Annotated in this window: 14 protein-coding genes; 13 read left to right on the forward strand and 1 reads right to left on the reverse strand. The window is 62.1% G+C overall.

Annotated elements, in window-relative coordinates; genetic code table 11:
- Window positions 1-2 precede the first annotated feature (2 nt).
- Complete coding sequence (locus L9B60_RS15135; RefSeq protein WP_249679582.1) at window positions 3-701, reverse strand: DNA-3-methyladenine glycosylase; 699 nt, start codon at window positions 699-701, stop codon at window positions 3-5.
- Window positions 702-878: 177 nt separating this feature from the next.
- Here L9B60_RS15135 and L9B60_RS15140 point away from each other — a divergent pair, with 177 nt between their 5' ends.
- From L9B60_RS15140 to L9B60_RS15200, 13 genes are all read left to right on the forward strand, one after another.
- Window positions 879-2150, forward strand: coding sequence for a glutamate-5-semialdehyde dehydrogenase (locus tag L9B60_RS15140; RefSeq protein ID WP_249679583.1), 1272 nt, complete (start codon window positions 879-881; stop codon window positions 2148-2150).
- A 1-nt stretch (window position 2151) separates the two neighbouring features.
- A complete protein-coding gene (nadD, locus tag L9B60_RS15145; protein WP_249679584.1) occupies window positions 2152-2847 on the forward strand; it encodes a nicotinate-nucleotide adenylyltransferase in 696 nt (231 codons plus the stop codon).
- Window positions 2848-2863: 16 nt separating this feature from the next.
- A complete protein-coding gene (gene rsfS, locus L9B60_RS15150; protein WP_249679585.1) occupies window positions 2864-3250 on the forward strand; it encodes a ribosome silencing factor in 387 nt (128 codons plus the stop codon).
- A gap of 9 nt (window positions 3251-3259) precedes the next feature.
- Window positions 3260-3727 carry a 23S rRNA (pseudouridine(1915)-N(3))-methyltransferase RlmH gene (gene rlmH, locus L9B60_RS15155; RefSeq protein ID WP_249679586.1) on the forward strand — a complete coding sequence of 156 codons (468 nt, stop codon included), beginning with the start codon at window positions 3260-3262 and terminating at the stop codon, window positions 3725-3727.
- A 15-nt stretch (window positions 3728-3742) separates the two neighbouring features.
- On the forward strand, window positions 3743-5647 hold the full coding sequence (gene mrdA, locus L9B60_RS15160) for a penicillin-binding protein 2 (protein WP_249679587.1): 1905 nt from the start codon (window positions 3743-3745) through the stop codon (window positions 5645-5647).
- 31 nt (window positions 5648-5678) lie between these two features.
- Window positions 5679-6782, forward strand: coding sequence for a rod shape-determining protein RodA (gene rodA / locus L9B60_RS15165; protein WP_249679746.1), 1104 nt, complete (start codon window positions 5679-5681; stop codon window positions 6780-6782).
- A 17-nt stretch (window positions 6783-6799) separates the two neighbouring features.
- Window positions 6800-7810, forward strand: coding sequence for a lytic murein transglycosylase B (mltB, locus tag L9B60_RS15170; RefSeq protein ID WP_249679588.1), 1011 nt, complete (start codon window positions 6800-6802; stop codon window positions 7808-7810).
- Window positions 7810-8820: a septal ring lytic transglycosylase RlpA family protein gene (locus tag L9B60_RS15175; RefSeq protein ID WP_249679589.1), complete on the forward strand. Its 1011-nt coding sequence runs from the start codon at window positions 7810-7812 to the stop codon at window positions 8818-8820. The genes mltB and L9B60_RS15175 overlap by 1 nt, the downstream gene beginning before the upstream one ends.
- 178 nt (window positions 8821-8998) lie before the next feature.
- On the forward strand, window positions 8999-10159 hold the full coding sequence (locus tag L9B60_RS15180) for a D-alanyl-D-alanine carboxypeptidase family protein (RefSeq protein WP_249679590.1): 1161 nt from the start codon (window positions 8999-9001) through the stop codon (window positions 10157-10159).
- A gap of 78 nt (window positions 10160-10237) precedes the next feature.
- Entirely contained in the window at window positions 10238-10513 is a 276-nt protein-coding gene (locus L9B60_RS15185; RefSeq protein WP_249679591.1) for a DUF493 domain-containing protein, read from the forward strand.
- Complete coding sequence (gene lipB / locus L9B60_RS15190; RefSeq protein WP_249679592.1) at window positions 10513-11163, forward strand: lipoyl(octanoyl) transferase LipB; 651 nt, start codon at window positions 10513-10515, stop codon at window positions 11161-11163. The genes L9B60_RS15185 and lipB overlap by 1 nt, the downstream gene beginning before the upstream one ends.
- A gap of 23 nt (window positions 11164-11186) precedes the next feature.
- Window positions 11187-12194 carry a lipoyl synthase gene (lipA, locus tag L9B60_RS15195; RefSeq protein WP_438866143.1) on the forward strand — a complete coding sequence of 336 codons (1008 nt, stop codon included), beginning with the start codon at window positions 11187-11189 and terminating at the stop codon, window positions 12192-12194.
- Window positions 12195-12279: 85 nt separating this feature from the next.
- A complete protein-coding gene (locus L9B60_RS15200; protein ID WP_249679594.1) occupies window positions 12280-13218 on the forward strand; it encodes a S66 peptidase family protein in 939 nt (312 codons plus the stop codon).
- Window positions 13219-13265: the final 47 nt, after the last annotated feature.

A 13265-nucleotide genomic window follows, 5' to 3' on the forward strand; every position in this document is an offset into this window, starting at 1 on the left:
GTTCAGTTTCCTTGGTTGAGCAAAAGGTAGTCGCGCCCTTCAACCTGCCCGCGTCGCAACGGGTTGCGGGTGCAGTGGCGGGCATGTTCGGCATCGACGAAGCGGTACATCAGGTGTTCGTCACGGCCGTGGGGGATGCCGAGGCGGGTTGTCTGGATAATGTGTTGCGGGATGATGCCGAGGTCTTCTACGAACAATTGTTGCAAATTGAAACGCCGAGCGTCCCACTCCGGCACTTTCAGGCCCAGCGCCTTGCACAGCAGCGTCTGCCCGGCGCACAGGCGCGCATCGGGGCGTACCTGGCCACTGGCATCCAGGTTGTTCAATTGCATCTGCGCCAGGCTGTTGGTGCCTGAGTAGTCATCTACCCACGGGTAGGCGGACTTGATCAATACGGCGTTACCCGGGCCCTGGGCACTGAAATTCAGCGAGTCGCCGCCACGGGCGTAGTACATGTAGATATGCCCGCCATCAAGGAACAGCGCCTTGCGTTTCTCGGTGTAGCCGAGGGATGCATGGCTGCCTTTTTCGGTGAAATAGTAGGCTTCTGTCTCGATGATGCGCGCGCTAAGCCATAAATCACCCTGCCGGTGGCGGATCACCTTGCCCAGCAGTTCGCGTGCGAGCGTTTGGGCGTCGCGGTCGAAAAAGGCGTCGGGCAAAGGGTGGGCAGTGGGCCAGGGCAAAGGCTTGTCGGGCATCGAACAATTCGCAAGGCGCAGGAATCAGGGCCGAATGATAGCAATATCCGGCTTAATCGAAGCTGAACGATCAACTTCTGCCAGTAGATTTCGACCATCCGCCTGCCGCCGCTGTCCGTGGGCCCACGTGACAGTTATAATCAGCCGCTTTCCTCTTTGCCAAGACCACCAGAGACCATGACTGAGTCCGTTCTTGACTACATGACCCGTTTGGGTCGCGCCGCCCGCGAAGCTTCGCGCGTGATCGGTCGCGCCAGCACCGCGCAGAAGAACCGCGCATTGCAGGCTGCTGCCGCCGCGTTGGACGCCGCACGTGCCGAGCTCACCGCCGCCAACGAGCAAGATCTGGCCGCTGGCCGCGCCAATGGCTTGGAACCGGCCATGCTCGAGCGCCTGGCGCTGACCCCAGCGCGCATCGACGGCATGATCGTCGGCTTGCGTCAGGTGGCCAGTCTCCCGGACCCCGTGGGGGCGATTCGCGACATGAGCTATCGCCCATCCGGTATCCAGGTCGGCAAGATGCGCGTGCCGCTGGGTGTGGTCGGGATCATCTACGAGTCGCGGCCCAACGTCACCATCGACGCCGCCAGCCTGTGCCTTAAGTCCGGCAATGCGACCATCCTGCGCGGTGGCTCCGAGGCCATTCACTCCAACCGCGCCATCGCCGTGTGCATCCAGCGCGGGCTGGCCGAGGCCGGCCTGCCGCCGGCCGTGGTGCAAGTGGTGGAAACCACCGACCGCGCCGCCGTAGGCGCGTTGATCACCATGCCCGAGTATGTCGACATCATTGTGCCGCGCGGTGGCAAGGGCCTGATCGAGCGCGTTAGCCGCGATGCCAAGGTGCCGGTCATCAAGCACCTGGACGGCATCTGCCACGTGTACGTGGCCGCCGATGCCGACTTGGCCAAGGCCCAGCGCATCGCGTTCAACGCCAAGACCTACCGCTACGGCATTTGTGGCGCAATGGAAACGCTGCTGGTCGACCAGCGCGTCGCCGCCGAGTTTCTGCCCGCCATGGCCGCCCAGTTCCGCGAAAAAGGCGTCGAGCTGCGCGGTTGCGAGCGTACCCGTGACCTGGTCGAAGTGGTCGCGGCCACCGAGGCGGACTGGAGCACCGAGTACCTGGCGGCCATCCTGTCGATCCGTATCGTCGACGGCCTGGAGCAGGCCATCGAGCACATCAACCACTACGGCTCGCACCACACCGATTCGATCGTGACCGAACACCAGGGGCAGGCCCGCCAGTTCATGGCTGAAGTCGACTCCAGTTCGGTCATGCTGAACACCCCGACCTGCTTCGCCGACGGCTTCGAGTATGGCCTGGGCGCGGAGATCGGGATTTCCACCGATAAAATCCACGCGCGCGGGCCGGTAGGCCTGGAAGGCCTGACCTGCGAGAAGTACGTGGTGGTGGGTGACGGTCAGTTGCGCGGCCAGGAGCCGGCCTGACTTGGTCGACTCAAGCCTTGGGGCGGCCGACGCTGCAAACCTTTCACCGACCGCGCCCCGGCGCGTCGGTGTGCTGGGCGGCACGTTCGATCCGGTGCACATCGGCCACCTGCGCAGCGCGCTGGAAGTGGCCGAGCTGCTCGGTTTCGACGAGCTGCGCCTGACGCCCAACGCGCGGCCGCCCCATCGGGACATGCCGCAGGTAACGGCGCAGGATCGCCTGGCCATGGTCGAAAAAGCGGTACAGGGTGTTACGCCATTGACGGTGGATGCCCGGGAATTGTTGCGCGACAAGCCGTCGTACACCATCGACACCCTGGAGTCGATGCGTGCTGAGTTGTGCGCACACGACCCGTTGTTTTTGCTGCTGGGCTGGGATGCGTTCTGTGGCTTGCCTTCCTGGCATCGTTGGGAAGAACTGCTGCAGCACTGTCATATCCTGGTGTTGCAGCGCCCTGATGCCGACAGCGAACCACCGGATGCCTTGCGCAACCTGCTGGCCGCTCGTTGCATCAGTGACCCGGCGGCCCTCAAGGGGCCGAGCGGGCAAATAGCTTTCGTCTGGCAGACGCCGCTTTCGGTGTCTGCCACCCAGATCCGTCAACTGCTGGCCAGCGGGAAGTCGGTACGTTTCCTGGTGCCGGACGCGGTGCTGGCCTACATCGATGCGCACGGGCTGTACCGAGCGCCGAATTGAACTGAATGAGTTTTATATGAAGAAGCAAGTAATGAGCAGCGAAGAAGTGGTCGAACTGGCAACGGCGGCCCTGGAAGACGTCAAGGCCCTGGACATCCAGGTCCTGAATGTTCGCGATAAAACCAGCATTGCCGATTACATGCTGATCGCCACCGGTACCTCTAACCGCCAGATCAGCGCCATGCTCGACAAGGTTCGCGAAGTGGTCAAGGCCAAGGGCCTGCAGCCGTTGAGCGAAGAAGGCAAGGGCGACAGCGATTGGGTACTGCTGGACCTGGGCGACGTCATCGTGCACATGATGACCGCCGCGGCTCGCCAGTTCTACGACCTGGAACGCCTGTGGGCCGGTGCCGAACAAAGCCGCGCCGCCAGCGCTGCACACCACACCCCAGGTCACGAATAAGGCCTGGCTGTGCGTTTGCGTCTGATTGCGGTGGGCTCGCGCATGCCGAAATGGGTGGAAGACGGCTGGCAGGAATATGCCAAGCGTCTGCCGTCGGAGCTGGCTCTGGACCTGGTCGAGATCCCGCTGAACACGCGCGGCAAAAACGCCGACGTCGCCCGCTTTATCCGTCAGGAAGGCGAGGCGATGCTGGCCAAGGTCGGCCCGGGCGAGCGCATTGTCACGCTGGAAGTGCACGGCAAGCCTTGGAGCACCGAGCAACTGGCGGTGGAACTGGACCGCTGGCGGCTGGATTCGCGCACCGTCAACTTCATGGTCGGCGGCCCCGAGGGGCTGGCGCCGGAAGTCTGTGCGCGGGCGGATCAGCGCTGGTCGCTGTCACCGTTGACCTTGCCGCACCCGCTGGTGCGGATCCTGATTGGTGAGCAGCTGTATCGCGCCTGGACTGTCCTGTCCGGGCACCCTTATCACAAATAAGCCTGTGCGCCTTCAATGACCCAGCCGATTCGCCTCAAGGATCACGAGAAAGACGCCCGCCTGGTGCGTGGCCGCGTCGTGGTCGGTGCGGTGGCGGTCGTGGTGCTGGTGTGCGTGCTGATCGCGCGGCTGTATTTCCTCCAGGTCATTCAGTACGAGTATCACTCCACGCTGTCGGAGAACAATCGGGTGCATGTGCAACCGATTCCGCCTTCGCGTGGGCTGATCTTCGACCGTAATGGTGTGGTGGTGGCGGACAACCGACCCAGCTTCAGCCTGAGCATGACCCGCGAACGTTCCGGCGACTGGCAGCAGGTGCTCGACGTAATCGTCGAGGTGCTGCAGCTTACGCCCGATGACCGGGCCATCTTCGAAAAGCGCATGAAGCAGGGGCGTCGGCCGTTCGAGCCGGTACCTATTCTGTTCGAACTCAATGAAGAGCAGATTGCCCGTATTGCGGTGAATCAGTTCCGCTTGCCGGGCGTCGAAGTGGTGGCGCAGTTGGTGCGGCACTACCCGCAAGGTGCGCACTTTGCCCATTCGGTGGGCTACATGGGCCGTATCAACGAGAAAGAGCTGAAAAGTCTCGACTCGGTGGCCTATAGCGGTACCCACCATATCGGCAAGACCGGCGTCGAACGTTTTTACGAAGACGACCTGCATGGCCAGGTGGGTTACGAAGAGGTCGAAACCAATGCCCGTGGCCGGGTGTTGCGGGTGCTCAAGCGTACCGACCCGGTACCGGGCAAAGACATCGTGCTGAGCCTGGACATCAAGTTGCAGGAAGCCGCGGAGCTGGCCCTGGGCGGGCGCCGTGGCGCGATCGTGGCGCTGGACCCGAGCACCGGCGAGGTGCTGGCCATGGTCAGCCAGCCGAGCTTTGACCCTAACCTGTTCGTTACCGGGATCAGCTTCAAGGCTTACGCCGAGCTGCGGGACTCCATCGACCGCCCGCTGTTCAACCGCGTGCTGCGTGGCCTGTACCCGCCGGGTTCGACCATCAAGCCGGCGGTGGCGATTGCCGGGCTCGACAGCGGCGTGGTCACGGCGTCGACGCGTGTATTCGACCCGGGTTACTACCAACTGCCCAATTACGATCACAAGTACCGCAACTGGAACCGCACGGGGGACGGCTTCGTCGACCTCGACACGGCCATCATGCGCTCCAACGACACCTACTTCTACGATCTGGCGCACAAGCTGGGCATCGATCGGTTGTCCGGCTACCTCAACCGGTTTGGTATTGGCCAAAAGGTCTCGCTGGACATGTTTGAAGAATCACCGGGCCTGATGCCTTCGCGCGAATGGAAGCGCGTCACGCGGCGCCAGGCCTGGTTCCCGGGCGAAACGCTGATCCTGGGCATCGGCCAGGGCTACATGCAGGCCACCCCGCTGCAGTTGGCCCAGGCCACCGCGCTGGTGGCCAACAAGGGCAAGTGGAACCGCCCGCACCTGGCCAAGACCATCGAAGGCACGCCGCCGGTGGACGAGAACCCGATGCAAGACATCGTGCTGCGTGACCCCTCCGACTGGCTCAAGGTCAACCACGGCATGCAGCAAGTGATGCACGGTGCGCGTGGCACGGCGCGCAAGGCGGCCATTGGCTCGCAGTACCGCATCGCTGGCAAGAGCGGCACGGCCCAGGTGGTCGCGATCAAGCAGGGCGAAAAGTACGATCGCTCCAAAGTTCAGGAACGCCACCGTGACCACGCCCTGTTCGTAGGGTTTGCGCCGGCGGACAACCCCAAAATTGTAGTTGCGGTGATGGTCGAGAACGGCGAGTCCGGCTCCGGCGTTGCGGCACCCGTGGTGCGCCAGGTGATGGACGCCTGGCTGCTGGGCAGCGATGGCCAGCTCAAGCCCGAATACGCCAGCAATACCCCGACCCCCGCAGCGGAGACGACTTCACGTGAAGAGTAATTTCGATCGCATGCTCTCCAGCGAGGATGTGATGCGCCGTCGCGCCAGCTTCCTGCAGCGCATTCACATCGATGGCCCGTTGTTGATCCTGTTGCTGACCTTGGCGGCCGGCAGCCTGTTCGTGCTCTATTCGGCCAGCGGCAAAAGCTGGGACCTGCTGATCAAGCAGGCCACCTCGTTCGGCATCGGCCTGGTCTCGATGTTTTTCATCGCCCAGTTGGAGCCACGGTTTATGGCGCGCTGGGTGCCAATGGCCTACGTGCTCGGCGTGGTGTTACTGGTGGCAGTGGACGTGATGGGGCACAACGCCATGGGCGCCACGCGCTGGATCAACATCCCCGGGGTGATTCGCTTCCAGCCCTCGGAGTTCATGAAGATCATCATGCCGGCCACCATCGCCTGGTACCTGGCCAAGCGCACGTTGCCGCCGCAGCTCAAGCACGTGGGCGCGAGCCTGATGCTGATCGGCATACCGTTCATCCTGATCGTGCGCCAGCCAGATTTGGGCACCTCGCTGCTGATTCTCGCCTCGGGCACCTTCGTGCTGTTCATGGCTGGCCTGCGCTGGCGCTGGATCATCAGCGTGATCGCCGCGGCCGTGCCGGTGGCGATAGCGATGTGGTTTTTTATCATGCACGACTACCAGAAACAGCGGATCCTGACCTTCCTCGACCCGGAAAGCGACCCGCTGGGCACCGGCTGGAACATCATCCAGTCCAAGGCGGCGATTGGCTCGGGTGGGGTATTCGGCAAGGGCTGGCTGCTGGGAACCCAATCGCACCTGGACTTTTTGCCGGAAAGCCACACCGACTTCATCATCGCGGTACTGGGCGAAGAGTTCGGCCTGGTGGGTATTTGCGCGCTGCTGTTGATCTACCTGTTGTTGATTGGTCGCGGCCTGGTGATTACCGCTCAGGCCCAGACGTTGTTCGGCAAGTTGCTTGCCGGCAGCCTGACCATGACGTTTTTTGTTTATGTTTTCGTCAATATCGGTATGGTCAGTGGCCTGTTGCCTGTCGTGGGTGTGCCGCTGCCCTTCATTAGTTATGGCGGAACTTCGCTGGTAACGCTGATGTCAGCGTTTGGGGTTTTGATGTCAATCCATACCCATCGCAAGTGGATTGCACAAGTTTGATTAAGGTGAAGAATTACATGCAAGTTTTGCGCAACTGGGCGGCTCGCTGCATTCCGTGGGTCGGCCTGGTGGGCATCCTGGGCTCGTCGCAGCAAGCGACGGCCGGTGATTACGAAGGCTCGCCGCAGGTGGCCGAGTTCGTCGGTGAAATGACCCGCGACTACGGCTTCGCCGGCGAACAGTTGATGGATGTATTCCGTAACGCCCAGCGCAAGCAGGCCATCCTGGATGCTATTTCCAAGCCGGCCGAGCGCGTCAAGCCGTGGAAGGAGTACCGCCCACTGTTCATCACCGACGCGCGCATTGCCCGTGGCGTGGATTTCTGGCGGCAGAACGAAGCGGCCTTGACGCGCGCCGAGCAAGAATACGGCGTGCCAGCGCAGATCATCGCGGCGATCATTGGCGTTGAAACGTTTTTCGGTCGCAATAGCGGCAATTACCGGGTGATCGACGCGCTTTCCACGTTGGCGTTCGATTACCCTCCGCGCGCCGAGTTCTTTCGCAAGGAACTGCGCGAGTACCTGTTGTTGACCCGTGAAGAGCAGGTCGACCCGATGACGCTGAAGGGCTCGTATGCCGGCGCCATGGGCCTGCCGCAGTTCATGCCCAGCAGTTTTCGCGCCTATGCGGTGGATTTCGACGGTGATGGGCACATCAATATCTGGACCGATCCGGAAGATGCCATCGGCAGCGTCGCCAGCTACTTCAAGCGTCATGGCTGGGTGACCGGCGAACAGGTGGTCAGCCGGGCGACGGTGCGCGGCGAGCATGTGGATGAAGGTTTGAGTCCGGGCATTGATCCGGTAAAGACCGTTGGGGAGTTGCGAGCACTGGGCTGGTCAAGTCATGATGCGTTGCGCGACGACTTGCCGGTCACGGCGTTTCGCTTTGATGGCGAATTTGGCCCTGAGTATTGGATGGGCCTGGGCAACTTCTACACGATCACTCGCTATAATCGCAGCGCGATGTATGCCATGGCGGTGTATCAATTGTCAGAAGCACTGGTTCAAGCACGGGGCGTGAAGTAATGCGAGCAATGCCGATCCGCACACCGTTGAAACTGATGGGCTACGCAGCGCTGGCCGTGCTGGTGGTCAGCTGTTCGACCAGCCGCGCGCCGCAAAGCAGCAGTGGCAACACCATCCGCTCGCAGCCGGGGCTGGACATCAACCGGGCCCACAAGGACGGCGCACCGTGGTGGGACGTCGACGTGTCGCGTATTCCCGATGCCACGCCTACCCTGCACAGTGGTCCCTACAAGGCCAACCCGTACACGGTGCTGGGCAAGACTTACTTCCCGCTCAGCGACTCCAAGGCCTACGTGGCCACGGGCACCGCGTCCTGGTACGGCACCAAGTTCCACGGCCAGAACACCGCCAATGGCGAGGTGTATGACCTGTACGGCATGAGTGCCGCGCACAAGACCTTGCCGTTGCCCAGCTACGTGCGGGTGACTAACCTGGACAACAACCGCAGCGTGATCCTGCGGGTCAACGACCGTGGCCCGTTCTACTCGGACCGCATCATCGACCTGTCATATGCCGCGGCCAAAAAGCTCGGTTATGCCGAAATCGGTACCGCGCGGGTCAAGGTCGAAGGCATCGACCCGCAGCAGTGGTGGGCCCAGCGTGGCAAACCGGCGCCGTTGATGCTTGATCAGCCGCAGGTCGTCGCCCAGGCGCAACCGGCGCTGACGCCCAGCACCGGTACCGTGGAACAATACACGCCGCCACCGCAGCAACACGCCGTCGCCGTCCTGCCGATGCAGATGGACGCAAAAAAAAACGGTTCTGTACCAGCCTCTGGCCAGTATCTCCAGGTGGGAGCGTTCGCCAATCCGGACGCTGCGGAGCTGCTGAGGTCCAAGCTGAGCTCGATGGTGCGGGCCCCGGTGTTCGTGAGCTCGATCGTGCGCAACCAGCAAACACTCTATCGGGTGCGGATGGGGCCGATCGGCACGCAGGGTGAAATCCAGCAGACCCAGGACAGCGTACGCATGGCCAACCTTGGCCAGGCCAGCCTGGTAAAAGCCGAATAACGATTTTCGAGCCTGGAAACGGGCTCGTGCCTCGGGTGTCGACAGGCGGGGGAACTGTCCAGGTCGACAGCCGAACAATAGAGTGGCCGGTAACAGGCCCTTTACCAGCCAGGCCAGCAGGCCTGGAACAATATTTGCCCACTCCGGGCAGGTGCCCATTAGCAATTTCGAGAGACGGATGAACATCACCACCTTTGCCAAACGCCTATGCCTGCTAGTACCGCTGATGATCGCCCCAACTGCGTGGGCGGCAGAGCAGATGATGCCGGCAGCGCCACAACTGGCCGCCAAATCCTATGTACTGATGGAAGCCTCCAGCGGGACCGTCCTTGTCGAAGACAATGGCGATCAGCGTTTGCCACCGGCCAGCCTGACCAAACTGATGACCGCCTACATCGCGACCCTGGAAATCCGTCGCGGCCAGATCGGCGAGAACGACCCGGTCACCATCAGTGAAAATGCCTGGCGCACCGGCGGTTCGCGGATGTTCCTCAAAGTCGGCTCGCAAGTGTCGGTGAGCGACCTGCTGCACGGCATCATCATCCAGTCGGGTAACGACGCCAGCGTCGCTCTGTCCGAGCACATCGCCGGCAGCGAGGACGGCTTTGCCGACATGATGAACAAGACGGCCGAAACCCTCGGCATGTCCAACAGCCACTTCATGAACCCGACTGGCCTGCCGAACCCGGAGCACTATTCCACCGCCCACGACATGGCGCTGCTGGCTCGTGCGATCATTCACGAAGACCCGGCTCACTACGCGATCTACTCGCAAAAAGAGTTCTTCTGGAACAACATCAAGCAGCCTAACCGCAACCTGCTGCTGTGGCGCGACAAGACCGTCGACGGCTTGAAAACCGGCCACACCGAAGAGGCCGGCTATTGCATGGTGTCTTCTGCGGTACGTGACGGCATGCGCCTGATCGCCGTGGTGTTCGGCACCAACAGCGAACAGGCTCGCGCCGCTGAAACCCAGAAGCTTTTGACTTATGGCTTCCGTTTCTACGAAACCCAGACCTTCTACCAGAAGGGCACCGAGCTTGCCCAGGCGCCGGTCTGGAAGGGTGCTACCCACCAGGTCAAAGCCGGCCTGGCCGACGACCTGACCATGACTTTGCCTAAAGGCCAATTGAAAAACCTGGCGGCAACCATGACCATGAACCCGCAACTGACCGCGCCGATCGCCAAGGGTGACGTGATCGGTAAAGTTGAAGTCAAAATGGGTGACAAAGTGGTTCACAGTGCCGACCTGATCGCACTGGACGCCGTGGACGAGGGTGGTTTCATCCGCCGCATGTGGGATAGCATTCGTCTATTCTTCTACGGCCTGTTCAACTGATTCATTGATCCGCATGCCCCTACCGCTGAAGGCGGTGGGGGCCTGTCCGTTTTCTCGGCTTACGAGGCCGTTACTGCCATGACAGATACCGAAGTAAAAGAACCAAAAATCGAATTCCCGTGCGCTGATTATCCGATCAAGGTCATCGGCGACACCGGCGTGGGTTTCAAGGCCATGGTCATCGAGATCGTCGAGAAGCACGCCAAGATCAACCATGACATCAATGCCGAGCGCCAAAGCAGCAACGGCAACTACACGACGCTGCAGTTGCACATCCTGGCCATTGACCAAGACCAGCTCTACAACATCAACAGTGAGTTGCGCGCTACCGGCAAAGTGAAAATGGTGCTCTGATGCCATTGCACTCCCTGGGCTTTCGCGAGCTGGGCCTGAAGGCCTACGAGCCAACCTGGCACGCGATGCAACGCTTCACCGACCAGCGTACTGCCGGCACCGCCGACGAAGTCTGGCTGGTGCAGCACCCGTCGGTGTTCACCCAGGGCCAGGCCGGCAAGGCCGAACATGTGCTGTTGCCTGGCGACATTCCCGTGGTACAGGTCGATCGCGGCGGCCAGGTGACTTATCATGGCCCCGGCCAGTTGGTGGTGTACCTGTTGCTGGACGTGCGCCGCCTGGGCTTTGGCGTGCGCGAGCTGGTCAGCCGCATCGAGCAGAGCCTGGTGGCCCTGCTGGGCAGCTACGGCGTGCCGGCAACAGCCAAGCCCGATGCACCAGGTGTATATGTCGAGGGCGCGAAAATCGCCTCCCTCGGCTTGCGGATTCGCAAGGGGTGTTCCTTTCACGGCCTGGCCCTGAACGTGGACATGAACCTTGAGCCTTTCCGACGGATTAATCCCTGCGGTTACGCTGGGCTGGCCATGACCCAGCTGAGCGAACATGCAGGCCCGATTGAATTTGCCGAGGTAAGTGCCCGGCTGCGCGCGCAGCTCGTCAAGCACCTCGACTACGCTGAGCAGACGACCCTAGCGGGCGGAATCGACTGAATATGACTACTGTGCATGACCCGGTGCAAAGCACCGCGCAAACCCTGATCCCTGCAGTGTCCGTGCCCGAGCGCCCGGCCCGTGCCAAAGTGGAAGCCGGCGTGAAGTTGCGCGGCGCAGAAAAGGTGGCGCGTATCCCGGTCAAGATTATCCCGACCGAAGAGCTGCCTAAAAAGCCCGACTGGATTCGCGTGCGTATCCCGGTGTCGCCGGAAGTCGACCGCATCAAGCAACTGCTGCGCAAACACAAGCTGCACAGCGTGTGCGAAGAAGCCTCGTGCCCTAACCTGGGCGAGTGTTTCTCGGGCGGTACCGCCACCTTCATGATCATGGGTGACATCTGCACCCGTCGCTGCCCGTTCTGTGACGTGGGCCACGGCCGCCCGAAGGCACTGGATGCCGACGAACCGATGAACCTGGCCGTGGCTATCGCCGACCTGCGCCTCAAGTATGTGGTCATCACTTCGGTAGACCGCGACGACCTGCGTGACGGCGGTGCCCAGCACTTTGCCGACTGCCTGCGGGAAATCCGCAAGCTGTCGCCAGGCGTGCAGTTGGAAACCCTGGTGCCGGACTACCGCGGCCGCATGGACGTCGCCCTGGCGATTACCGCGCAAGAGCCGCCGGACGTGTTCAACCACAACCTGGAGACCGTGCCACGCCTGTACAAGGCCGCGCGCCCAGGTTCGGACTTCCAGTGGTCGCTGACCCTGCTGCAAAAGTTCAAGGAACTGGTACCGCACGTGCCGACCAAATCCGGCCTGATGCTGGGCTTGGGTGAAACCGACGAAGAAGTGATCGAAGTGATGCAGCGCATGCGCGAGCACAACATCGACATGCTGACCCTGGGCCAGTACCTGCAGCCGTCGCGTAGCCACCTGCCGGTGCAGCGCTTCGTGCACCCGGACACCTTCGCCTGGTTCGCCGAGGAAGGCTACAAGATGGGCTTCAAGAACGTCGCGTCGGGCCCGTTGGTGCGTTCCTCGTACCACGCTGACCAGCAGGCGCACGAGGCCAAGGCCAAGCTCTGATCGCTGCGCTGGAAATAATGCCGGGTGCCATTTTCGAGATGGCCCCGGCATTTTTGTTTGTGCCATTATTCAAGGACGAACTTCAATGAGCTCGAACATTGCCATGACCCCCGCTACCGCTGTGCCGCGCTTGCCTAGCAATGGTCTGATCGCCATCATCGCCCCAGCAGGGCCAGGCCACCTGGACGTCAAGGCCGCCGAGCGCTGGATGAGCGAGCGCGGTTACCGCCTGCGTATCTACCCGGGGGTGTTCGAAAAGCAGGGCTACCTGGCCGGCAGTGACGAGGTGCGCCTGCGCGACCTGCACGCCGCCTTTGCCGACCCGGAGGTGGCCGCTATCCTGTGCCTGCGCGGCGGCTACGGCACACCGCGGTTGCTCGATCGTATTGACTACCCGCTGCTCAAGAACAACCCCAAGCCACTTGTGGGCTACAGCGATATCACCGCCTTGCACCTGGCCATCGAGCGCTATTGCGGTTTCGTCACCTTTCACGGGCCGTTGCTCAATGCCGATCTGCTAGGCAACAAGGCGCCGCCCACCGAGTCGTCCTTGTTGCGTTTGCTCAGGGGGCAGGTCAAGGCCGGCGACACCTTCACCCACCCCGTGGCGCACCCCCTGACCTGCATCGAGCACGGCATCGCCGCCGGGCGGCTGGCCGGTGGCAACCTAGCGATGATCTGCGGCACCTTGGGCACCCCCTACGAGATCGATACCGAAGGCGCGATCCTGCTGATGGAGGACGTCAATGAGCCACTGTACCGCGTGGACCGGCTGCTGACGCAATTGCACCTGGCCGGCAAGCTGGCGGGGCTGCGGGGGGTGCTGGTGGGGGATTTTGCCGGTATCGAGTTGCCGGCGATGACCCCGCTGTTGGAGCAGACGTTCGGCCCGTTGGGCATTCCGGTGTTGGCTGGGTGGCGCAGCGGGCATTGCGACCCGAACCTCACGCTGCCGCTGGGGGCGCAGGTGCGGTTGGATGCGGGCGAAAAAAGCCTGACACTGGAACAGATGGTGACCTTGTAGCTGCGAGCGGCGATGTACATCTGTGCCGCAAGGTGCAACATTGCCTG

It is taken from the genome of Pseudomonas abieticivorans (assembly GCF_023509015.1).
Classification (GTDB): Bacteria; Pseudomonadota; Gammaproteobacteria; order Pseudomonadales; family Pseudomonadaceae; genus Aquipseudomonas; species Aquipseudomonas abieticivorans.